Genomic DNA, 22,124 nt, shown 5'->3' with positions numbered 1-22,124 from the left:
ATGCGCAGCGATCGTGCCGGGGCCGGCGGCGGGGAGGAGGTCACACGTCGATGCTCTCCCACCCGCGGCGCGGCGGGCGTTCGGCAGGCTGCCCGGCGGGGCGGCTGCGGTAGACGATGTAGGGGCGCATCAAGTACCACCAAGGCGCGCTGAACATGTGCACGAGCCGGGTGAAGGGAACGGCCGCGATCAGCACCATGCCGACCACGGCGTGCACCTGGTAGGCCACCGGTACCTCGGCCATGGCCGCCAGGTCGGGCCGCAGTGTGAACAGGCTGCGCGCCCACACCGCGAGGGTGGCCCGGTAGTCGTAGCCGTGAGCAGGCGTGGAGTGGGCGAGCTTGGCGTACATGCCGCAGCACAGGGCGCCGCCCAGCAACAGGTACATCGCCTTGTCGTTGCGGGTGGTGGCGCGGAAGACGGGCCGGTTGGTGCGGCGCCGGTATACCAGCACGGCCAGCCCTGCCACCGTCAGCACCCCGGCCAGGGTTCCGCCCACCAGGGAGAAGAGATGGTAGGGGCGTTCGGCCAGTCCCACCGCCGACGTCCAGGAGGCCGGGACGAACAGTCCGATCAAGTGCCCCGCCAGCACGAAGAGGATGCCGTAGTGGAAGACCGGCGAGGCCAGGTTGAGCAGCCGCGTCTCGTACACCTCCGAGGAGCGGGTGGTCCAGCCGAACCTGTCGTAGCGGTACCTCCACCACAGTCCCGAGACCAACAGCGCGAACGCGGCGTAGGGCAGGGCGCCCCACAGCAGAATCTGCATCACAGTGCCCTTCCGGGCCTCATCGGGCCCGCTCGGTGAGGGGTACGAGGACCGGGCCGGACGTGCCGTAGGGGGTGAGGCCGACGTCCTCGCGGGGCGGGCCGGCCGCCGCCGCCCGTTCGACCCGGGTCCGGTCGGCGGCACCGAGAGCGGGCAGGGTCGCGCAGATGCCGGCGACGACATGCGCGTAGGGTGTGCCGGCCTGCGCCAGCGCGGTACGGAGTTGTTCCAGTCCGGCCCGGTAGCGGCGCAGCAGCCCGTCGCTGCGGCTGACAGCGCTGAATTCGAGGACCACCGGAAGGAAGTCGGGCAGCTCCCCACCGATCAGTTCCATTCCGTAGCGCTGGTAGGTCTGTTTGACGCGCAGCAGCGCGGCACCGCGGCGCCGGGTGTCGCCGTCCTCCCACCAGGTGAGGTGGAGGCAGTGCCGCTTCTCGAAGTCGAAGGTCCGCACGTAGTGGGTGGCCAGCTCGTCCAGTGGAGTGGCCTCGGCGTGGTCGAGGAAGGCCAGCAGGGATCGGGCGGCAGGCGTGCCGGCGTCGGTCACGGCTTCGCGCAGCAGGGGCAGCTGCCCGTGCAGGTCCTCTTCGGGATAGCTGAGCATGCGGGCCGCGGCCTGCCGGAGCACGGCGGCGTGGAAGGCGGCTTCGTGCTTCGCGCCGGCCCTCACCGCGGCGCTCCTTGTCGGGCCGCTGCCGGCCGGTGCCGTCCTGCCGGGCTCATTCGGGCTCCTCCTGCTCGGTGCGGTGGCGGGCCCGCAGGCCGTGGAACGCCTCCACGCTCACCAGCGGCAGCGCCTTGCGGCCCGAGCGGTCGCCGAAGGGACCCGAGCCGCCCATGCCGGGTCCGCCCTGTTCGTCGAGCCGGCAGTGTTCGGGTACCGCTGCCTCCTCCAGCCGCTCGGCGTCTCCGACCGCTGCGGTGGGGATCACGTAGCGTTCGTCGTACTTGGCGAGGGCCAGCAGCCGGTACATGTCCTCCAGCTCGGTGGCGGAGAGTCCGACGCTCCCTGCGGTGCGTGCGTCGGGTGTCTGACCGAAGGTGGTCTGCCGCATGTGGGCGCGCATCGCGGCCAGCTTCTCCAGCGCGCTGCGCACGGGCTGCACATCACCGGCGGTGAACAGTTCGGCCAGGTACTCCAGCGGGATGCGCAGCGTGTCGATGGCGCCGAAGAGGTTGTCGGCGTCCTCGCCGTCGAAACCGGTCTCGGTCAGTGCTTCGACCACGGGCGAGAGCGGGGGTACGTACCAGACCATCGGCATGGTGCGGTATTCCGGGTGCAGCGGCAGCGCCACCCGGAACCTGCTGATCAGCGCGTGCACCGGGGAGCGGCGCGCGGCTTCGATCCAGTCGTGGGCCACCCCGTCGCGGGCTGCGGCAGCGCGCACCTGCGGGTCCTCGGGGTCGAGGAAGAGATCCAACTGGGCCTCGTACAGGTCCTGTTCGTTCCGGGTAGCCGCTGCGGCGGCGACCTTGTCGGCGTCGTAGAGGAGCACCCCCAGGTAGCGCAGCCGGCCCACGCACGTCTCGGAGCAGACGGTGGGCAGGCCCACCTCGGTGCGGGGGTAGCAGAAGGTGCACTTCTCGGCCTTGCCGGTGCGGTGGTTGAAGTAGATCTTCTTGTACGGGCAGCCGGTGACGCACTGGCGCCAGCCGCGGCAGCGGTCCTGGTCGACCAGCACGATGCCGTCCTCGCTGCGCTTGTACAGCGCTCCGGAGGGGCAGACGGCCACGCAGGACGGGTTGAGGCAGTGCTCGCAGATGCGGGGCAGGTAGAACATGAAGGAGTCCTCGAAGGCGAAGCGCACCTTCTCCGATGCCCGCTGCCGGGTCCTGGCCACCATCGGGTCCAGTTCGGCCTTCTCGGGCAGTCCTCCGAGGTTGTCGTCCCAGTTCGCACTCCACTCGATCTTCATCGGTTTGTCCGAGAGCAGCGAGCGGGGCCGGGCGACCGGGTAGTCGTCACCCAGCGGCGCGTTGGTGAGGTTACGGTACTCGTACGTCCACGGCTCGTAGTAGTCCTTGACCGTCGGCTGCACCGGGTTGGCGAACAGCGTCGCGAGCCGTTTGAGGCGGCCCCCCGAACGGGGAGTGAGCTGTCCGCGCTTGTTGAGCTGCCAGCCGCCCCGCCAGTGGTCCTGGTCCTCCCAGCGGCGTGGGTAGCCCTGCCCCGGCCTGGTCTCCACGTTGTTGAACCACACGTACTCCACGCCTGAGCGGTTGGTCCACGTCTGCTTGCAGGTGACCGAACAGGTGTGGCAGCCGATGCATTTGTCGAGGTTCATCACCATCGCCAACTGGGCCATGACACGCATCAGTAGTCGACCTCCTGTGAGCGGCGGCGGATGACGGTGACCTCGTCCCGCTGGTTGCCCGTCGGCCCCCAGTAGTTGAGCGACCAGCACGTCTGCGCATAGCCGCCGATCAGGTGCGTGGGCTTGAGCAGCAGCCGGGTCAGCGAGTTGTGCGTACCGCCGCGGCGGCCGTCGGTCTGACTGCGGGGCACGTTGACGGTGCGCTCCTGGGCGTGGTGCAGGTAGACGGTGCCGCGGGGCATCCGGTGCGAGACCACGGCTCTGGCCACCACCACCCCGTTGCGGTTGACCGCCTCGATCCAGTCGTTGTCCCGCACCCCGATGTCCTCGGCGTCCTGCGGGGACATCCAGATCAGCTGCCCGCCCCGGGAGAGAGCCAGCATGAACCAGTTGTCCTGGTACTCGGAGTGGATGGACCACTTGTTGTGCGGAGTCAGGTAGCGGACGGTCACCTCACGGCGGCCGTCGGGCCCCAGGGAGGGTTCGCCGAACAGCCGCCGCATGTCCAGCGGGGGCCGGTAGACCGGGAGGGACTCGCCCAGTTCGTGCATCCAGTCGTGGTCGAGGAAGAAGTGCTGGCGGCCGGTGAGGGTGTGCCAGGGCTTGCCGTGCTCGGTGTTGAGCGTGAACGGCGTGTACCGGCGGCCTTGTGCCTCACTGCCCGACCACTCCGGGGAGGTGAGCACGGGAACCGGGGCCGCCTGGGTGTCGGCGAACGTGATCCGGCTGCTTTCCTGGCCCCGCGCCAGGCCGGACAGGTCAGCTCCCACCCGCCGCTCCAGCGATCGGAAGCCCTCAACCGCCAAGCGGCCGTTGGTGGTTGCCGACAGCGCCAGGACGGTGTCGGCGGCTTTGACCGCGGTGTCCAGCCGGGGCCGGCCGTCGGCCGGGCCGCCCCGTACCCGCCCGCACGTCTCCCCCAGCTGGGCCACCTCCTCGTCCGGGTGCAGCACGACGCCCTTGACCGGCAGACCCAGTTGTTCGGTGAGCGGGCCCAGCGCCGCCATCTTGGCTCCGATCGCGGTGTAGTCGCGCTCGACGACCGTCAGCGCCGGCATGGTGGAGCCGGGCACGGGCTCGCACTCGCCACGCCGCCAGTCGTGCGCCTCACCACCGCGCTGGGCCGTCTCCCCCGGTGTGTCGTGCTGCATGGGGGTGGCCACCAGATCGCGCCGGGTGCCCAGGTGGTCGCGGGCCAGCTCGCTGAACCGGTCGGCGATGGCCAGGAAGGCGTCGAAGTCGGTACGGGCCTCCCACGGCGGGTCGATGGCCGGGGTGAAGGAGTGCACGAACGGATGCATGTCCGTGGACGACAGATCGTGCTTCTCGTACCAGGTGGCCGCCGGGAGCGTGATGTCGGACAGCAGGGTGGAGGACGTCATGCGGAAGTCCAGCGACACCAGCAGGTCCAGCTTTCCCTCGGGGGCGTGCTCGTGCCACGCCACCTCGCGTGGCCGCTGTTCCTCGGGGGCTTCCTCCGCGCGCAGCGTGCTGTGGGTGCCCAGCAGGTGGCGGGAGAAGTATTCGGCTCCCTTCGCTGAGGAGCCCAGCAGGTTGGACCGCCACAGCGTCAGGATGCGGGGCCAGTTGCGGGGTGCGTCCGGGTCCTCGACGGCGAATCGCAACCGCCCTGCCGCCAGCTCCTCGACCGCGTACTCGACCGGTTCACGGCCTTTGACCGCCGCCTCGTCCACCACGTCCAGCGGGTTGCGGTCGAAGGTGGGGCTGGAGGGCATCCAGCCGCAGCGCGTCGCCTGCGCCAGCAGATCGACGGCCGTGCGGCCCTGGAAGCGGCCCTCGGCCAGCGGTGAGGCGAGCACGTCGGCAGGGAACCGGTCGTAGCGCCACTGGTCGGTGTGGAGGAAGAAGAACCCGGTGCCGATCGTCTGGCGGGGCGGGCGGGACCAGTCCAGTGCGCCGGCCAGCGTCGTCCAGCCGGTGAAGGGCCGGCACTTCTCCTGCCCCACGTAGTGGGCCCAGCCGCCACCGTTGCGGCCCTGGCAGCCCGTCAGCAGGAGCAGCGCAAGGAACGTGCGGTAGATCGTCTCGGAGTGGAACCAGTGGTTGGTGCCGGCCCCCATGATGATCATGCAGCGGCCCTCGGTCTGCTCCGCCGTGGCGGCGAACTGTCGCGCGATACGCACGCAGGCGGCGGCCGGTACGGATGTGTGCCGCTCCTGCCAGGCGGGGGTCCCCGGTGCGTCGGCGTCCTCGTAGCCGGCCGGCCAGCTGCCGGGAAGGCCGGGCCTGGCCACGCCGTACTGGGCGAGCAGCAGATCGAAGACGGTGGTCACCAGCGGGCCGTCCGCGCCGCCGAGCCGGCGGGCGGGCACACCCCGGCGCAGGATCTCGCCGCGGCCCTGCCCGTGGTCACCCCCGTCGGTGTCGAAGCGGGGCAGCAGCACTTCCACCTGCCGGACACCGTCCTGATCTGCGGGTTCGGCCATCGACAGCGCGGGGGTCAGCTTTCCCAGGTCCAGGTTCCAGCGCCCCTGGCCCGCGTCCGTCCAGCGGTCTCCGAGGGAGCCGCCCGGCACCGCCGGCTCGCCGCTCCCGGCGTCGAGGACGACGGTCCGCCACTCGGCTCCCTCGTCGCGGTGTCCGAGGTCGGCCGCGCGCAGGAACTTGCCCGGGACGAAGGCCCCGTCCCGTTCGGTCAGCGTCACCAGGAACGGCAGGTCGGTGAAGCGGCGCACATAGCCGTCGAAGAACGGCACGGTCCGCTCGACGAAGCACTCCTTGAGAACGACGTGTCCCATCGCCATGGCCAAAGCAGCGTCCGTCCCCGGATGGGGGTGCAGCCACTCGTCGGCGAACTTGGCGTTGTCGGCGAAGTCGGGGGCCACCACGACGACCTTCTGGCCCCGGTAGCGGGCCTCAGCCATCCAGTGCGCGTCCGGCGTCCGCGTCACCGGCACGTTCGACCCCCACATCAGCAGGAAGGCCGCGTCCCACCAGTCGCCCGACTCCGGCACGTCCGTCTGGTCGCCGAAGACCTGCGGTGAGGCGATCGGCAGATCCGCGTACCAGTCGTAGAAGGACAGCATGGTCCCGCCGATCAGCGAGAGGAAACGGGACCCTGCCGCGTGGGAGACCATCGACATCGCCGGGATGGGCGAGAAGCCGGCGATCCGGTCGGGGCCGTACGCCTTGGCCGTGTGGACGTGCGCCGCGGCGATGATCTCCACGGTCTCGTCCCAGTCCGTCCGCACCAGCCCGCCCTTGCCGCGCGCCTGCTGGTAGGCCGTCCGGCGTTCGGGGTCGCCCACCACGTCGGCCCAGGCCAGCACGGGGTCGCCCAGCCGGGCCTTCGCCTCGCGGTACGCCGTCAGCAGCACCCCCCGCACGTACGGGTAGCGGACCCGGGTGGGCGAATAGGTGTACCAGGAGAAGGCTGCGCCCCTCGGGCAGCCGCGCGGCTCGTACTCGGGGCGGTCCGCTCCCACGGACGGGTAGTCGGTGCCCTGGGTCTCCCAGGTGATGATCCCGTCCTTGACGTAGACCTTCCACCGGCACGAGCCTGTGCAGTTGACGCCGTGCGTGGAATTGACGACCTTGTCGTGGCTCCACCTGTCGCGGTAGAAGACGTCGCCCTCACGACCCCCGGACCGCTCCACCCGGTGCAGGTCACCGGCCGTCTGCCCCGGGCGGAGGAAGGTCGTCGCCGACAGCAGCGCGGCCCCCGCCTCCGTCCCGGACCTGCGCCTCGCCCGCACCGCGGCTCCCCATCGTCAGTTGGTCGTCACCGTCGCCGTACCCCCGCCATGGAACGGGGTGACGCCGTGCGGCGCGGGGAGGCGAGGCGGAAGTTGCTCCGGTTGGCCCACGAACGGATGCTGACGAGGGCGCGGTGTATTCGGATGACGGTGTGAACCGTTCGTCAGGCAGCGGCAGCGCCGCCCTCCTCCGTGGCCACCCGCGCGGTGCCGGGATGCCGCCCGCCGCCGGAGCCATGGTGATGGCGACCGGCATCGTGTCCATCGCGTTCGAGACCGCCGGCTACTCGATCGTGTCCTTGATCGCGCTCGGTGTCGGCGTCACGGCCTGGGTCCTGCTGGCAGCCGACTTCGTCCGCCGGCTGCTGACCGCACGCTCCCGCGTCGAGGCCGACGCGCACACTCCCGCCGCGCTCACAGGTGTCGCGGCGACCGCCGTGCTGGGCACCCGGCTGGCCCTGGCCGACCTGCGCCCGGCGGCGATCGCCCTGCTGGTGCTCGCCACCCTGTTGTGGCCCCTGCTGCTGGTCGCCGTCCTGCGCGACCGGGGCCGTCGGATGCCCGGCTCGGTCTTCCTGATCTGCGTCGCCACGCAGAGCCTCGCCGTGCTCGCCGCCGCCCTCGCCACCTCCTTGCAGGCCGGCTGGCTGGCCGACGCCGGCCTGGCTGTCTTCGGCGTGGGCATCGTCCTGTACGCCGAGGCGCTGCTGCGGTTCGACGTACGGCAGGTGCGCACCGGGCACGGCGACCACTGGGTGTCCACGGGAGCACTGGCCATCTCAGCCGTCGCCGCGAGCCGGCTGGCCTCGACCGGCCACTGGACGGGCGGGGCCGCCGCCACGCTGGACAACCTCACCCTGGCTCTGGCCGCCGCGGCCCTTGCCGGGTACGCCGTCCTGCTGCTCGCGGAGGTGCGCTGGCCCCGCCCCGGCGCGGACGTCCGCCGCTGGGCGACGGTCTTCCCCCTGGGCATGACCGCTCAAGCTGCCCTGACCGCCCCCTCCCCCGTCCTCCACCCGGTGGGCCATGCCCTCCTGTGGGTGGCCGCCCTCGCCTGGCTGGCCACCGCCGCCATGAGCGTCGTCCTCCTGCGGGGCGCCCTCGACAGCCCATGAGCTCCCTTCCTGGGGGCCCCGGTGGGGCCCCCAGGCCACGCCCCCCCACGCCGTGCCCAGGGCCTCGCGGTCCGCGCGGTCAGCCGGTGGCCGCTCCCGGCCCGGCCGGCTCGCGGCGCAGGGGCAGCTCCGTCCAGCCGAATCGCGGCAGCCGCAGGCGCAGTGTGCCGTCGGGGCCGGGCTGGAAGGCGCCGGAGGCCGTGGGGCGGTACCCGTCCGGGATGTGGAGGGTGACCTCGTTGTCGTCGGCGCGGAGGTTGGCCAGCCGCACGGTGAGGTGATCCTCCCGCGGGGAGTGCAGCGTCAGCCGGCAGTCGGGGGGCGAGCCCAGCGTCGGCAGCCTGCCCTCGGTGAAGCGGGGGGTACGCCCGGCGGGGAAGCGGTCCAGCAGGCTCGTCTCCTGGGCCAGGGCGCCGAGGCGGGCCTCGGCGCCGAACCGGGACGCGGATTGCGGGCTGTGCCGGTCGACGGGCGCGAAGACGTAGCGGAAGCGCGCCCCGCCGGGCTGAGCAGGCGGGGTGTTGCAGGGCCAGAAGTTGTTCATCACGTAGGCGTACAGATGGCCGCGGGTCTCGGTGAAACGCCGCGGCCCACGGTCGGCCTCCTGTCCGTCAGCGACGCGCGTGTGCGCGTGACGGGAGTGACGGTGCCGCGTGCCGGAGCGGTCCTCGTGCGACTCCAGTCGTTCGCGGAGGAACCGGTGGGCTGCCTGCTGACCCCGGGCTTCCCGCTCGCCCGGGCGCAGGAGGCGGACCATCTGGGCGAGCCCGGCCGCGACCTGGATCCCGCTCCCGAGGACGGCGCCGTGCGGCTCGCCCTCCCCCGGCTGGGCACCGGCGCCGCGCTGCTGGAACCGACCGGACCGTGACGACCGCGGCCCGCCCCCGGCCCGCCACCCCCTCTCGTGACGGAGCAGCCGGATCCCGCACGACGGCCGCGGACCGGCCCGGGCCCGCCGGGCGCTCGCGGCGGGAGCGACCGGCCGCGGAGGTTGCGGCCGACGGAACATGAGGACAGGCTGCGAGGACGCGGCGTGGGCACTTCCGGGCGGGTACAGGGGGGACGCGGATGAGTGAGGAGTTCTGGAACGACCTCGGGTTCGGTGGCCTCTGCCTGGTGTTCGTGGCGGTCGGGGGTTCGCGGCTGTGGCAGGCGCGGCGGCTGCGCAGACGGGGTGTGACCACGCAGGCGGTGGTGACGGCGCAGTCAGGCATGGCGGCGCCCGGTGGGGGCCGATACCAGGCGCCGGTACTGGTGTTCACCACGCCCGACGGCCGTACGATCGAGGCGACCTCATCCGTCGGCACCGACTACTCGGAGTTCCTGCCGGGCCGTACCGTCTCCGTGACCTACGACCCCGCCGATCCCACCCGGATCTCCATCCCCGAGCAGGAGAACTGGGTCTACTGGGTGGCGTTGGCGGCCGGGCTGCTCATGTTCGCCGTTCTGGGCTGCTCGAAAGTGTTCGGCGACCGCATCGGGTACGCCGCGCTGGGCATCCCGCTGTTCCTCGGGGCGGTGTTCACAGCGGTCGGCTACTTCGGCATCCGCCGTGCGTGGCGGCTCAAGCACGGTGGCAGGACGGAGGGTGTCGTGGTCGGCGCCATCCCGACCGAGAGCAGGAACGGTTTCACGGTGTGGCATCCGGTCGTGCGCTACCCCGCGCCGAACGGCAGCACGATGGAGATGCCCTCCACTCACGGGACCACGTCGCGGCCACCGGCACCGGGAACACCGGTGCCCGTCTGCTACGACCCCGCCAACCCTCAGCGGATGATGCTCGCCTACGAGCACGCCCCCGTAGTGTTCTGGCTGTTCGCAGCTTTCGGCATCCTCGTCATGCTCATCGGCGCGGCCGTGATCATCATCGCCCTGTCGTAGAGCCACCGCCACGCCGAGCTCGCCCCACCCCGGGCATGCACGCGACGGGACAACCGGGCTTGCCAGAATTCCGGCATGACCGACAACCGCTCCTCCCGCGCCGCACCCTCTCCATGGCCCGGCTATGCCGCTTTCGGAGTCGGCCTGCTGTACGCCGTCGTCAGCGCGTACTGGGCGGCAGGCGGCACGGCAGGGCTCGACACTGTCGGCGGCGAACTGGCGCGCTCGACCCGGGCCCGAGAGCCGGTGATGGTCGCGGTGCTCTGGTTCACTGTCGCCCTCAAGCTCCTCGCCGCCCTGCTGGGGCCGGCGCTCGTACGGCATCGGTGGCGGCTGCCGCGCCGCCTCTTGCTGGCTGTTTCGGTGACGGCCGCAGTGGTACTCACCGCGTACGGGGCCCTGTTGGCCGGCGGGCAGGCGCTGGTGAAGACGGGGGTGGTGCGGGCGTCGGCGCACACGGACTGGAAGGCCTTCGACTGGCACCTCTTCCTGTGGGACCCCTGGTTCCTCGTCTGGGGTCTGCTGCTGGGCCTGGCGGCATACCGCGAGTGGCTGTCGCGCAGGGCTCGCCCCTGAGACAGAGGATGACTGCGCTCCATCGCTTCGGGCGGGGCCACGGCAAAGAAATCGTCATCAGACGGGAACCGGTGCCCGGCGGGCGGTCGTATCATCCTCCAGCGAGTCATCGCAGGGAAGCGGAAGCCGGACGGGGACGGCTGACTGCCGGCCCCGCCCCCGTGTTGCTCCTCTTCCTGAGTGCCCAGAGCAAGTAAGGCCGTTCCACGGAGGAGTCAGTGCCTCAGCACCGCATCATCAGCCCGCTCGGAGGAAAGCGTAGGAAGTGGGTCGCCGGGGTGGCGGCGGTGGCCGCCGTCGGAGCGGTGTCCGCGCCGCTGGTCTGGTCCGGTTCCGGCGAGCGGGCGGAGGCCAAGGGGACCGCCCTGACCGGCCCGGCCGGGACCCGTCCGCAGGCCGACTTCGACAACGACGGCCGCGCCGATCAGGTGTCCGCCTCCCCGAACGCCGAGGTGTCCGGCAAGAAGCAGGGCGGGTACCTCGCTGTCACCTACGGCTCGGACAAGCCCGGTGCGGGCCGCCACCAGTTGCTGGACCAGGACAGCGAAGGGGTGCCCGGAAAGCCCGCCGACGGCGCCGGGTTCGGAGGCCAGTCCACCGCTCGGGACTTCGACGACGACGGGTACACCGACCTCGCGGTCACCTCCTCCGTCGGGGGGAAGCCCACCGTCGTCGTGCTGTGGGGGTCCGAGAACGGCCTGCACGGTGGGACGTACCTCAAGGACGTGGCGGGAAAGGCCACAACGGCGGTCGGCGGTGACTTCGACGGCGACAAGAAGGCCGACCTGGTGACCGGTTTCGGCTCCAAGGGACTGCTGAAGGGCCCGTTCACGCGTGAGGGGAAGGTGGCGGGCACCGGCGCCGTCCGGAAGCCACACGTCGAGGACAAGGAGGGGGAGGAGATTCCGAACCCGTCGCTGGAAGCCGCGGGCGACCTCAACGGCGACCACACCGACGACCTGGTCACCCTCAGCAGCAACGAGACCGACGACAACACCAACCACGTCGTGTGGGCCAGCCGTTACCTTCAGGGCGGCAAGGACGGCTTCGCCAAACCGGTGAAGTCCCACATTCCGGGCAACGGAGCGGCCACGGTCGGCGACGTCGACGACGACGGGTACGGCGACCTCATCGTCAGCCGCCGCGGTGAGCAGCGGGACTGCGGTGCGCTGACGGTCGTCTACGGCACGTCCCAGGGCCCCGGCCCGCGTCGGACGACGCTCACCAAGGACAGCCCGCACGTACCGGGCGAGGCGGGCGGCGTCTGCGACTACTCCGCGCTCGACGCCGGCGACGTCGACGGCGACGGGCACGCCGACGTCCTCGGCGGCGCCGACTTGGACTCCCCCGGCGGGGATCAGTCGGGCACCGCCACGCTGGTGCGCGGTGGCGAGAACGGTCTGACGGGTGAGGACGCGCAGCGCTTCAGGGGGAAATCGTTCTCCGCCGAGGAGGGGGCGGACGACTCGTTCGGCCTCTCGGTCGGCCTGGCCGACCAGGACGGCGACGGCAAGAGCGACCTGGCCATCGGTCACCCCGGCAGGGACGAGAACGCGGGCGCCGTGTACGTGCTGCCGGGGGCGGAGGGGAAGCTCCCGACCGAGGACGCCGTGACCCTCCGTCCGAAGGACTTCGGGCTGTCCGGCGACCTCACGACGCTGGGCTACACCGCCCCGGACCTCCTCGGCTAGGGGTTGTCTTCGAAGGTCAGGTCCGGAGCAGGATCGAGGCGATGGTGATGGTGGCTTGGTATGACTCGCGGGTCTTGTCGTAGCGAGTGGCCGGCCCGCGTCACTGCTTGATGCGGTTGAAGCAGCGCTCGACGACGTTGCGGTGTCGGTAGGTGCGCCGGTCGAAGCCGGGCGGTCGGCCACCTGCGGTTCCTCGGTCCAGGCGGACGAAGGTCTGGTCGATGCGTTCGGGGATCGTGTGCGGGATGCCGCGTCGTCGCAGGTGGAGGCGGATCTTCCGGGAGCTGCAGCCCTTGTCGGCGGCCACGCGGCCGGGTCTGGTCCGCGGGTGGCCGGGTCTGGTCCGCGGGTGGCCGGGTCCGGCTCCGGGCACGCTGATGGAGTCCGTCACCTGCTCGAAGCGGGCGCAGTCGTTGGCGTTGCCGCCCGACAAGACGACGCCGAGAGGGCGGCCGAGCCCGTCGCAGGCGAGGTGAATCTTCGTACTCAGTCCGCCTCGGGAGCGGCCGAGAACGTGATCACCTGTTTCGTCCCTGTCGAGGGCCCCCTTCTGCCGCCGCTGCGTGCTGGTGAGCCCGCACGATGGTGAAGTCGACCGGCACCAGCCAGTCGATGTCCCCGGCCTCCTCCTTCTCCGCCTGGACGGCCTACAGCATGCGTGAGAACGTGCCGTCCAGCGCCTGCTTCGAGGGCGACGCCCACAGCTTCGCGAAGTCGGTGATGGCCGCCCCCCGACTCGAACTCAGCGCCCGGATCGCCCGCACCAGCGAGACCTTGCACGCCCACCTTCGGGTCACCGGCCCCGCCGCGCTCGACACCCTGCTGCGCTCCCTCCCGCCGACACCCGAGGCGGCCGGCGTGAGTAACGACTTCGGCCTGCACCTCTACGCCCTACACTCCGGCCACGTTGCCCGCTACGTCCGCTCCTCCGGGCATCTGGACCATGCGCGCACCGCGCTGACCGGCATGACCAGCTACTTCCCCGCCGAGTTCCCGGTGCGGCCCTTCCGGGCCGACTTCCGCGACCAGACGATGCGCGCCCTCACCGCCTGAGCCCGCGATGACGCCCACCGGGTGCGCCGCCTGGCGAGCGAGGCCACCCGAACCCCGTCACCTGCGGCTCCGTCTGTTCACCGCGGCCGGACAGCTCATCACCACCGGCCGCCGCCGAATCCTCCGCCTGACCCGGCACCGGCCCTGAACCGGCCACACCACCGCCGCACTCGGCCAGTTCGCACTCCTGCCGGGCCCCGGACCAGCAACTTCGCCGTCCCTACGACAGCAGCCCGACACCGGAGCGGTGGAACCCAGCGCCTCCCCGAGGCGACACTCGGGCCCTCGACCTGCCCACTTTCAGCCCACGCCACGAAAACGGTCCACCGACTCCCGCCACGGACCACCATGCAACTTCAAGGCCGGCTGTCGTTCCGCGAACCGGAGTAAATGTCCCCGGCCCGAGAGTTCATTGACTGCGAGACGGAATCGCGATCAGGTGCCGTGCGGTGCGTCAAAAATCCAAGTTCCGGCCAACGGGAATCCAAGGATCCGCTGGGTCCCGCTGGTTATAGTCCACGGCATGAGACTTCCCTCCCATGGACGACGCGGAGTACGCGCTGCGCACCGGGAACAGGAGCCGTGCAGGCCAACTCGCCGCTCTGTCTGTCTTCACGGCCGGCGGGACGGGTCTGGCGATGATTTCGTGGAAAGGTTTCAGTGCCGGGGCTGAACAAGCTGAACGGCCAGGGGGAAGCGGATGCGCTGATCGTGGTGGGTTATGGGGTGGCATCCGGGACTACCGAGCAGTACGAGAATTTTCACCGCGCCCTGGCCGACCGCCCTCACCTGGATCAGGTGCTCGCGGCTCCGCGAAATCATGAGCGGTACAATTCCAACTTCTTTGATATCCAGTGGAAAGATTTCTGGAGTACACGGGATACCGGGTGTCTACTCCGAAAAGATAGTGGACGGCCTGCCGCCCCCTCCCGACGGAACCACCGCACCCGCAGTAGGGGGCACCAGCACCCCCTTTCTTCATCTTGGGCGACTGCCAACCCGACTGGTTGGATGAAAAGCTGGAAGAGCAGGCAGATGAACGAAAATTTTTCCTCTTCGCGGCGCCGCCGCCAAAATCTTCCGCGCCCCGACACCACCCACACCACGCACCAATCGACCCACTGGGAGCAATTGGATGAAGCATCGCGACAGGCGATTTACCAAGAAGAAGGTCATGGCATTGGCGGGTGCCAGCGCCACACTGGTCACCGCGGGTCTTCTCGTCAACACGACGGCTCACGCTGACCCGGTTGACCAGCCCGACCCCTCGGGAGGTGTGCTCGCGGACTACCTCCAGAAGGACTCCGACGGCTCCCTGCGGACCAACGGCCAGGGTGGCTACTTCGTCGAAACGCCCTATACCGACAACAGCACCACCAGCAAGGTCGGGCCGATGTATGTCGGCGAGGACTTCAACGGTTCGGGGTGTACCGCGACTGTTCTGGACTCCCCCAGCGGGCAGCTGGCCATCACCGCGGAGCACTGCACAAACAATATCCAGGACGGGAAGACGGTGAAGTTCGCCCCGGCCGCTACCGGTTCCGGTCTGCCCGTCGGCGGTTGGTACGTGGACAAGTCGTTCTCCTCGACCACGGAAGTCGACGGCTCGGCACCGGACGTAGCCGTCCTGGCCATCCGCGCGAACGACGGGAAGACGATCTCCGAGGCAACCGGAGGCGGACTGAAGGTTCACTCCGGTATCTCCGAGGGGCAGAGCGTGAAGGGTACGCTGCTGGGCTACCCCGGACCTGAACCCTACGGCGGGGACACCATGGCGGCCTGCATTGGTGACTACACTTATCACCCGGGCAAGGGCCGCTCGGCCATCAGCCGCGTGGATGACCAGGAAGAGTGCGTGATCGGCGGCGGCGCCAGTGGAGGTCCGTACCTGACTCCCGGAAACGGCGACGATCCAGAAATCATCACCGTTTTGAACAGCAATGGCGGATCGGCGATCTCGGACACCGTCCCTGCACTCGTCGACGAAGCTGAGAAGTGGGTCGAGCAGAACCAGTAGGACGACCCGGCTGGCCCCAACCTCTTCTCGGGCCACGGGATACGGATGACGTGTACGAGGTTCCGGTCCGCTGCGGCCGGGACCTCGAACACGGATGTGTCCGCCAACGCCTGAACACGCACATGGCGGAAACCGCCTGCCCGGATTCGCACCCGAGACGGACGGCGCCGCACGCGCCCCACGCCACGGCCCCGCGTCCGTATACGCGTGCTGGTGGAATCAACTGCCCCGTGTGCGGTCTGGCCGCATCTCGACCGGACCGGCCCCCCTGCTGGAATGGCCGAACCGCTACGACCACCTGCGAGAAGTGACCCGCGACGACGTTCTCACCTACATCAAGACACCGCACGGCCACCCCCGGCGACGCGGCTCATCCTCGTCGCAGCGGTCCACGCCGCCCGAGTCGCCGAGATCGCCCCCTCACGCTCGACGACGTCGGCCTCGGCAACCGCCGCCTGACCATTGTCGGACGTGCCCGCCCTCTGGACGACCTCACCTTGCAACTGCTGGAGCGGCTGGCACTCCGGCACCGACGGTGGCTGAATACCGCGAACATCCACCTGCCTGTCAACCACCAGAACGCCAACACCACGAGCCGGGCCGGCAGCCCTCGCGGTGAAACCCGCTCGATCTGGTCACCTACTCGAAGAGACCCTTGGGCATGAAATGTCTCTGCTCCTACCGCGACCGGTCCGGCTCCCTGGCGCTGCGTGACGAACTGCTGGAAGAGCATCGGTCCTGCACGGATCGGTACACGAAGGAGATGATCGCCCGGGGCCCGCTCCTCACCGACGGCGGCGACACACCCACTGGGAGCGTGCACATCGTCGACCTGCCCGATCCCGCCGCCGCCCGCGCGTTCGCCTTCGACGAGCCGAACTGCCAGGCCGGCGTCTACCGAGACGTGCTGCTGCGACGGTGGCGCAACACGCTTGGGCGCACCATGGAGGACTTCCCCGGCGGCCGGGCCGGCGGCAACCGGTACCTGGTGCTCGCCTCGGCACGGGACAGGCAGCCGACCTCGCGGTGCCACCCGACCGGAACGAGCTGATCGCCTACGGGCCGCTGCTGTCCGACGACGGCGACACCTGGCTGGGCACGGCGGCGCTGCTCCGAGCACCGGACCCGGACACGGCACACGCCACCCTGACCCCGGACCGGGACGCCGACATCGAGGTGCACAACTGTCAGTTCGGCGGGCATCCGTCATAGCCGAGGACGTCCGCCGACATCTCCGGCGAAGCATGCGGAGCGCTCATCATCCTCAAGTTCCATCCGCACTTACCGATGCATCAGCCTGACGCGCACCGGCGGACCCGCGGGTTCGCGCTGAAAAGCCCTCAGTTTCCGCGGATCGGCGGGGCTCTGCGGACTCGGGACTGGTGGGCTCGCATGTTGAGGTGTCGCGTATTCCTCGTTGAGGCCGTGCCTGGTGTCACCGTGTGTGGCCGCCGGAGGCGTATCGACTCCAGGTTCCATCGGCTTCAGTGACCAGGCGGGTGGCTGTCTTGTGGTGGTAACCGAGCACCTTCGCGATGACGGGGCCGGGGCTTGGAGTCATCCACCGGACGGGTGCAGGGCTCGACGCGCCGCGAGTCGCACTGACACAGATCGTCAACTGATTGATTCTCACGGGTCTGGTCGCTGTCCCGGTCCTGCGTAGGGTTTCAAGAAGACGGCAGTGCGGCATTTGCGCACTCGATCTGCTGCAGCACCGAGTGTTCAGGCGCACCCACGAGAGAAGGAAACACACCCCTTATGCGCGCCCTTGTGGTCGATCACAGTGAGGCCGGACCCGTCCGGTTCGCCGATGTCGATGAGCCCGTACCGTCCCCCGGCGAGACGCTGGTGGAGATACGGCACATCGCTCTCAACTTCGGAGAGCTGAATTACGTGCAACAGTGGCCGACCGGCGCTGTGCACGGCCACGACGCGGCCGGCGTCGTGGTGCGCGCCGCATCCGACGGCTCGGGGCCGCCCGAAGGTACGCGCGTCGCAGTGGGAATGGCTCCTCACGCGTGGGCGGAGCGGGTGGCAGTCAGCCCCGCCTCGCTCGGCACCGTCCCCGAGGGCGTGGACCTGGCCGACGCCGCCGCGCTGGGGATCGCCGGAGTCACCCCATTCCGGGTGCTGCGCAAGCGTTCCCTGCTGGCGCGCAACGTTCTGATCACCGGCGCCAGCGGGGGCGTGGGGCACTTCGCCGTCCAGCTGGCGGCGCTGGCGGGCGCCCGGGTGACGGCACTCGTCGGTTCGCCGGAGCGGGCCGCCGGACTCCGTGAACTCGGCGCCGACAAGGTCCTGACCGACTTGGCCGAGACCGGGGACCGGTTCGACCTCGTCCTGGACACGGTCGGCGGACCACTGGTGGCCCAGGCCTGGAGTTCCCTCGCCGAGGGCGGCACCATCCACCTGGTCGGTTACTCCTCGGGGCAGGAAACCACGTTCCCGTCAGGGACCTTGTTCGGCTTCGGCGAACCCCGCAGCATCGCCACCTACGGCGACATGGCGCCGACCGGCGGGGAGCTGACGGACCTGCTGGGCCTCATGGCCGCCGGGAGGCTCTCGGCACCGGTCGGACTGCGAGGCGACTGGCAGGACGTGGGCGACGCCGTCCAGGCGCTGTTCGCGCGGAAGGTGCACGGAAAGGCCGTTCTTGACGTGGCCTGACGCTGTGGCCGAGGACACATGCGCCTCGCTGGCCGGTGGGCGGTTCGCCGTGGTGGACGAGAATGGACCCATGGATGTGCTGGCGGAGGTCTTGCGTGTTTCGGGTGCGCGTGGAGGGCTTGGGGTCGTGCTGAAGGCCGGAGGAACCTGGGGCCTGTGGCTGGACTCCTACTCAGGGGCGGCGCTGCACGTGGTGTCACGCGGCACCATGTGGCTCCACGTCACAGGCGGGAAACCTCTTCAGGTGCAGGCCGGAGACGCCGTCCTGGTGTCGCCGGGCACCGCACACGGGATAGCCGGCGGCGCCAGCGTGACGATGGGTTCCTGCGACCGTGAGGCAGCGGCCCGGTCCTTTGCCGATGGCCGGGCCCTGCGTCTGGGCTCGGCGCCGGTGCAGACGGAAGTGATCGTCCTGCACTACGAGCAGGACCCGGAGGTGCGCACACCGGTGCTTACCTCACTCGCTCGGCCGATGCATGTCGCAGCCCGGGAGAACGCGCAGCTCAGAAGGACCGTCGAACTTCTCGCTGCGGAGCTCGCACAGCCGCAGATCGGCACCACCGCCGCCATCAACAGCATCATCGACCTTCTGCTCGTCCAGTTCGTACGCGCCTGGCTGGCCCGCCACCCGCAGGAACAGTCCGGCTCATGGCTGGGAGCGATGCGTGATCCGGTCGTGCGCGACGCTCTGGCATGTGTCCACGCCCAACCGGAGCACCCCTGGACCACGGAGACCCTGGCCGCCGCGACGAGCGTCTCCCGGGCGACGCTGTCCAGGCGCTTCCGGTCCGCCCTCGGACAGACGCCGGGCGCATACGTGACGCAGTGGCGCATCGACCTGGCGTCCGTCCGGCTCCGCGATACCGATGAGCCCGTCGAGTCGATCTCCGGCGCGGTCGGATACGGCTCTCCGCACGCTTTCAGCCGTGCCTTCAGACGTGCCCGAGGCACGGCCCCTGGCGAGTACCGTTCTCGACTTCGCAAGTGATCCGGCCTCGACGCATCGGTACAGCGGTTGGCGCTGGGAACGACCTATCAGGGGTGGCAGCGCGCGGACCCGGTTCTCGTACTCCCGGCGGGCCTTGCGGTGGGCCGGAAACAGCCGGAACAGCCGGAACACCGTGGTCACCGTCGAGCGGCCGGCAGCGGGCGCGGAGCCGGCGGGGTACGGCCGGGACAGCGGCGACACGCAGCGTGCAGCCCCGGCCGCGCCGTACGGTCTCCCCTTGGTCGAGCGCGGCGCGCTCGGCGGGCCCCAGGTCGGTGGTGCGGACGCAGTCGACGGCCCTGCCGGCATGTCGAGGGTGACCGGTCGCTCCGCGGCGGGCGCGTCCTCCTCGATGGCGGTGTGGTCGCGCAGGAGGTCGGCGACGGCCGTGCGGATGGCGCCGCGGCTGACGCCGAGGTCGCGGGCGAGGGCGGCGATGGAACGACCTGCCAGCTACGCGATACGCACGTCGTCGGTCTTCGTGGCTGCTGCGGCGGCCCGGGGCGTAGGGTCAGCCCGCTGCCAGCGCGGTGTTGATCGCGTCGGCCATCGGGGTGCTGGAAGCCGGGTTCTGGCCGGTGAAGAGGTTGGCGTCCCGGATGGTGAAAGCCTGGTAGGGGTCGCCCTGCTCGTGCCGGGCTCCCATCTCGCGCAGACGGCTCGCCAGCAGCCACGGAGCGTTGTCGGCGGTGCCGAACAGGTGCTCCTCCTCATCGGTGAACGCGGCCATCCGCCGGCCGGCGAAGATCCAATTGCCCTGCTCGTCGAACGCGGACAGCAACGCGGCCGGACCGTGGCAGACCGCACCGACGATCTTGCCTGCGCGGTCGGCCTCGACCAGCAACCGGCCCAGGTCCGCGTCCTGGAAGAGGTCGACCACGGGGCCGTGACCGCCCGGCAGCACCACGGCGTCGTAATCGGCGGCCGAGACCTCCTCCAGCATCAGCAGCGGCCCGAAGTCGCTGAGCGCCTTGTGGGCATGGGCCACGTGCCGGGCACAGTCCTCACCGGCGATCGCCGGGTCGGCGCTGTGCTTGTCCAGCGGCTGCAACACGCCCCCGGGGGAGGCGAAGTCGACGGTGTGCCCTGCGCCGAGGAACGCCTCGTGCGGCGCAGCAAGCTCCTCCGCCCAGTAGCCCGTGGGGTACTGCGAGCCGTCGGTGCGCTCCCACACGGCGGCTGCGGACATGACGATCACAATGCGGCTCATGACTTTTTCCTCAGCTTCTCGTAATCAGCCGGTCACCTGCGGGACCGGGGCTGTCGGACCGGCTGATCCGGCAGCGCCTCCACTGTCACCCGCCCCGGCTGCCTGAAGGCGGCCATCATCGGCCCTGACCTGCCTCGGTCCGCCCTGCCTAGGACTGACAGTCCCTGTTGAGGCGGCCGTGACCGCAGCGAATCGGCCACACTGAACCCATGGCCACCTCGAACCGCGAACTCGCCGATTTCCTGCGTCGGGCCCGTGCCCAGTGCGACCCGGCGCGCGCAGGACTGCCGCCGGACGCCCGCGTACGCCGCGTACCCGGCCTGCGACGCGAAGAGGTGGCACGACTGGCCGGAGTCTCCGCCGACTACTACGCCCGCCTCGAACAGGGACGCCACATCAACCCCTCACCCGCAGTGGTCGACGCACTGTCCCGGGCACTGGAACTCGACGCCGCTGGCCGGGCCCACCTCAACGACCTCATCGGCACCACCACCGCGGCTCCCCGACGCCGACGTCCGCCAACCGTCCAACGCCTGCGCCCCGGCCTCCACCAGCTGCTGGACTCCATGGAGGGCACCCCGGCCCTGGTCCTGGGACGCCGAGCGGACGTCCTGGGCAGCAACCGGACAGCCAAGGCACTGTTCACCGACTTCGACGCCCTGCCGCCCGCCCAACGCAACTACACACGGTGGCTCCTCCTCGACCCCGAAGCCCGCGCCCTTTTCGTCGACTGGGACCTCCAAGCCCGCGCAGCCGTGGAAGCCCTCCGCCTCGACGTGGGCCGTGCCCCCGACGACCAACCCACGCGGGACCTCGTCGACGAGCTGAGGGAAAACAGCACCGAGTTCGACCACTGGTGGCAGCAGCACCGCGTCCACCAGCGCACCCACGGATCCAAACGACTGCTTCACCCGCTCGTCGGTGAGGTCACCGTGCAGTACGAAACCTTCTCCCTCCCCGGAGACACCGAAGCAGTCGTATTCCTCTACAGCACCGAGGCAGGCTCCCCGTCCCGCCATGCCCTCGACCTCCTCACCTCCTGGACGCTCACCTCCACCGTCTTTCGCAGCGAGTCCTGAGCTCCGCGAGTCTCGGTCACCCAGCGTTACTACCTGGCATCTGAACGGACGCTGTGCCCCGCGCTCGCGCGACGGCCACGAAACGGCTGCTTGAGATCGGGGCCCGCAAGCTCGTCACCGCCCTGGTCGGCCAGGACTGATCCGACCCGCCCCCGTTCGTCGTCCTCGTCCAGCTCCGGCCCGTCGGGGTCGCGTAGCGGGCGCAGGGCGCCGGCGGCCAGGACGCCGGCGGTGCGGCTGCAGCGGCCGAGCAGGTTCAGATAGCTGTGCTTGAGCGGGGACAGGCGGGCGATGTCCTCGTCGCGGATCTCGTGGCCCTCGGCGCGGAGCTGGGTGGCGGCGGCGTCGATGTAGTTCGTGGGCCGGAGCACGATGGTGTTGAGGACCAGGCCCAGGCAACGGCCCGAGGACCGGCCGCCGTCCATGGCAGGACGGCGGCCGGTCCTCAGGCCTGCCTTTTCCCCCGTTCGCCCCCGTTCGCCCTGCGGTGGGTGGTGTGGGCCGAGTTGTGGGCGATACGGGAAGCGGTGGCGGCGATCGGCCGACGGGTCGTCACAGGCCATACGGAGAGGGAGCGCCGAGTGTCACTGCCTGAACCGCATCGGGACGCGCGAGGCATGCGTCCGAGTCGGAGCGAGGGCCTGCTCCGAGCCGGCGGAGGCGGTTCGTCGCCGGGGCGCGAGGCGCCCCCGGTTCTCGCTCGGAGAGCTAGTAGGACTCCGTTAGGTCTGTCAGTTCGGCCTGTTCCCGGGCATGGTGGGTGGATGGACACACATGAAGTGGACCGTGTCCGGGCGAGTTTGGCGCTATACGTGGCTGATGTGTTCGCCTCGGTGCCACGCAAGGACCAGCGAGTCAAAGGCGACTGCTACCTGCGGGGACTGATGCTGGAGGGCCGCCGCAAGTCGGTCCAGGCCATGGCCTCGCGGCTGCCGGACGGCAACGAACAGAACCTGCAGCAGTTCGTGAACCAGTCCACCTGGGACCCGGTGCCGGTGCAGCGGCGGATCGCAGAGCGCATGCTGCCGCTGATCACCCCGACGGCCTGGG

Annotated in this window: 17 protein-coding genes and 3 pseudogenes; 12 read left to right on the top strand and 8 right to left on the bottom strand. The window is 70.3% G+C overall.

The genetic code is table 11. The annotated features are described in order from the left end of the window. Positions 1–40: 40 nt before the first annotated feature. The 4 genes from narI to H297_RS0125255 are packed head-to-tail and all read right to left on the bottom strand — an operon-like array spanning position 41 to position 6,797. On the bottom strand, positions 41–766 hold the full coding sequence (gene narI, locus H297_RS0125270) for a respiratory nitrate reductase subunit gamma (RefSeq protein ID WP_027739336.1): 726 nt from the start codon (positions 764–766) through the stop codon (positions 41–43). 19 nt (positions 767–785) lie between these two features. Then, positions 786–1,436 (bottom strand): nitrate reductase molybdenum cofactor assembly chaperone, encoded by a 651-nt coding sequence (gene narJ / locus H297_RS0125265; RefSeq protein WP_486589658.1) that lies wholly within the window; start codon positions 1,434–1,436, stop codon positions 786–788. A 49-nt stretch (positions 1,437–1,485) separates the two neighbouring features. Further along, positions 1,486–3,081 carry a nitrate reductase subunit beta gene (gene narH / locus H297_RS0125260; protein ID WP_027739334.1) on the bottom strand — a complete coding sequence of 532 codons (1,596 nt, stop codon included), beginning with the start codon at positions 3,079–3,081 and terminating at the stop codon, positions 1,486–1,488. Beyond that, positions 3,081–6,797 (bottom strand): nitrate reductase subunit alpha, encoded by a 3,717-nt coding sequence (locus H297_RS0125255; RefSeq protein WP_027739333.1) that lies wholly within the window; start codon positions 6,795–6,797, stop codon positions 3,081–3,083. Before H297_RS0125255 ends, narH begins: the two co-directional genes overlap by 1 nt. Before the next feature lie 152 nt (positions 6,798–6,949). Here H297_RS0125255 and H297_RS38295 point away from each other — a divergent pair, with 152 nt between their 5' ends. Next, positions 6,950–7,912 carry an SLAC1 family transporter gene (locus H297_RS38295; protein ID WP_486589657.1) on the top strand — a complete coding sequence of 321 codons (963 nt, stop codon included), beginning with the start codon at positions 6,950–6,952 and terminating at the stop codon, positions 7,910–7,912. 79 nt (positions 7,913–7,991) lie between these two features. Here H297_RS38295 and H297_RS0125245 read toward each other — a convergent pair whose 3' ends face one another. Beyond that, positions 7,992–8,456: a hypothetical protein gene (locus H297_RS0125245; protein ID WP_027739332.1), complete on the bottom strand. Its 465-nt coding sequence runs from the start codon at positions 8,454–8,456 to the stop codon at positions 7,992–7,994. A gap of 126 nt (positions 8,457–8,582) precedes the next feature. On the opposite strand from H297_RS0125245, the gene H297_RS43810 reads away from it, so the two are divergent. The 4 genes from H297_RS43810 (at position 8,583) to H297_RS38290 (ending at position 12,060) form a co-directional block, all read left to right on the top strand. Beyond that, a complete protein-coding gene (locus H297_RS43810; RefSeq protein WP_199787262.1) occupies positions 8,583–8,780 on the top strand; it encodes a hypothetical protein in 198 nt (65 codons plus the stop codon). Between the two features lie 200 nt (positions 8,781–8,980). Beyond that, positions 8,981–9,793, top strand: coding sequence for a DUF3592 domain-containing protein (locus tag H297_RS0125235; RefSeq protein WP_027739330.1), 813 nt, complete (start codon positions 8,981–8,983; stop codon positions 9,791–9,793). 75 nt (positions 9,794–9,868) lie between these two features. Further along, positions 9,869–10,369 carry a DUF3995 domain-containing protein gene (locus H297_RS0125230; RefSeq protein ID WP_027739329.1) on the top strand — a complete coding sequence of 167 codons (501 nt, stop codon included), beginning with the start codon at positions 9,869–9,871 and terminating at the stop codon, positions 10,367–10,369. Positions 10,370–10,587: 218 nt separating this feature from the next. Then, positions 10,588–12,060 carry an FG-GAP and VCBS repeat-containing protein gene (locus H297_RS38290; protein WP_078514583.1) on the top strand — a complete coding sequence of 491 codons (1,473 nt, stop codon included), beginning with the start codon at positions 10,588–10,590 and terminating at the stop codon, positions 12,058–12,060. Positions 12,061–12,076: 16 nt separating this feature from the next. Here the strand turns inward: H297_RS38290 and H297_RS44565 are convergent. Continuing rightward, a pseudogene (locus H297_RS44565) lies at positions 12,077–12,878 on the bottom strand (IS5 family transposase). A gap of 40 nt (positions 12,879–12,918) precedes the next feature. Here H297_RS44565 and H297_RS44560 point away from each other — a divergent pair. From H297_RS44560 to H297_RS0125185, 5 genes and pseudogenes are all read left to right on the top strand, one after another. Beyond that, positions 12,919–13,113, top strand: coding sequence for a hypothetical protein (locus H297_RS44560; RefSeq protein ID WP_486589656.1), 195 nt, complete (start codon positions 12,919–12,921; stop codon positions 13,111–13,113). 1,135 nt (positions 13,114–14,248) lie between these two features. Beyond that, positions 14,249–15,130 carry a hypothetical protein gene (locus H297_RS0125205; RefSeq protein WP_158693737.1) on the top strand — a complete coding sequence of 294 codons (882 nt, stop codon included), beginning with the start codon at positions 14,249–14,251 and terminating at the stop codon, positions 15,128–15,130. A gap of 661 nt (positions 15,131–15,791) precedes the next feature. Further along, a pseudogene (locus tag H297_RS38275) lies at positions 15,792–16,342 on the top strand (YciI family protein). Between the two features lie 546 nt (positions 16,343–16,888). Continuing rightward, positions 16,889–17,797 (top strand): zinc-binding dehydrogenase, encoded by a 909-nt coding sequence (locus H297_RS0125190; RefSeq protein ID WP_027739325.1) that lies wholly within the window; start codon positions 16,889–16,891, stop codon positions 17,795–17,797. A gap of 70 nt (positions 17,798–17,867) precedes the next feature. After that, positions 17,868–18,785: an AraC family transcriptional regulator gene (locus tag H297_RS0125185; RefSeq protein ID WP_027739324.1), complete on the top strand. Its 918-nt coding sequence runs from the start codon at positions 17,868–17,870 to the stop codon at positions 18,783–18,785. Between the two features lie 511 nt (positions 18,786–19,296). Here the strand turns inward: H297_RS0125185 and H297_RS0125180 are convergent. Further along, positions 19,297–19,995, bottom strand: coding sequence for a type 1 glutamine amidotransferase domain-containing protein (locus tag H297_RS0125180; RefSeq protein WP_027739323.1), 699 nt, complete (start codon positions 19,993–19,995; stop codon positions 19,297–19,299). Positions 19,996–20,204: 209 nt separating this feature from the next. Here H297_RS0125180 and H297_RS0125175 point away from each other — a divergent pair, with 209 nt between their 5' ends. After that, entirely contained in the window at positions 20,205–21,074 is an 870-nt protein-coding gene (locus H297_RS0125175; protein WP_027739322.1) for an MmyB family transcriptional regulator, read from the top strand. 149 nt (positions 21,075–21,223) lie between these two features. On the opposite strand, the pseudogene H297_RS44555 reads toward H297_RS0125175, so the two are convergent. Continuing rightward, positions 21,224–21,472, bottom strand: a pseudogene (locus H297_RS44555) (Tn3 family transposase); the annotation flags it as partial. Positions 21,473–21,838: 366 nt separating this feature from the next. On the opposite strand from H297_RS44555, the gene H297_RS38265 reads away from it, so the two are divergent. Continuing rightward, positions 21,839–22,124 (top strand): transposase (locus tag H297_RS38265; protein ID WP_199787261.1); only part of this gene is annotated, 286 nt, incomplete at its 3' end.

It is taken from the genome of Streptomyces sp. CNT360, from assembly GCF_000424785.1.
The sequence above is the reverse complement of the archived record's forward strand: the minus strand, read 5'-3'. Positions and strand labels throughout refer to the sequence as shown.

Bases quoted from the DNA above. Each gene is read 5' to 3' on its own strand.
- narI (WP_027739336.1), bottom strand. From the start codon at position 766: ATGCAGATTCTGCTGTGGGGCGCCCTGCCCTACGCCGCGTTCGCGCTG.
- narH (WP_027739334.1), bottom strand. From the start codon at position 3,081: ATGCGTGTCATGGCCCAGTTGGCGATGGTGATGAACCTCGACAAATGC.
- H297_RS0125245 (WP_027739332.1), bottom strand. From the start codon at position 8,456: ATGAACAACTTCTGGCCCTGCAACACCCCGCCTGCTCAGCCCGGCGGG.
- H297_RS0125235 (WP_027739330.1), top strand. From the start codon at position 8,981: ATGAGTGAGGAGTTCTGGAACGACCTCGGGTTCGGTGGCCTCTGCCTG.
- H297_RS0125230 (WP_027739329.1), top strand. From the start codon at position 9,869: ATGACCGACAACCGCTCCTCCCGCGCCGCACCCTCTCCATGGCCCGGC.
- H297_RS0125205 (WP_158693737.1), top strand. From the start codon at position 14,249: ATGAAGCATCGCGACAGGCGATTTACCAAGAAGAAGGTCATGGCATTG.
- H297_RS0125190 (WP_027739325.1), top strand. From the start codon at position 16,889: ATGCGCGCCCTTGTGGTCGATCACAGTGAGGCCGGACCCGTCCGGTTC.
- H297_RS0125185 (WP_027739324.1), top strand. From the start codon at position 17,868: ATGGATGTGCTGGCGGAGGTCTTGCGTGTTTCGGGTGCGCGTGGAGGG.
- H297_RS0125180 (WP_027739323.1), bottom strand. From the start codon at position 19,995: ATGAGCCGCATTGTGATCGTCATGTCCGCAGCCGCCGTGTGGGAGCGC.
- H297_RS0125175 (WP_027739322.1), top strand. From the start codon at position 20,205: ATGGCCACCTCGAACCGCGAACTCGCCGATTTCCTGCGTCGGGCCCGT.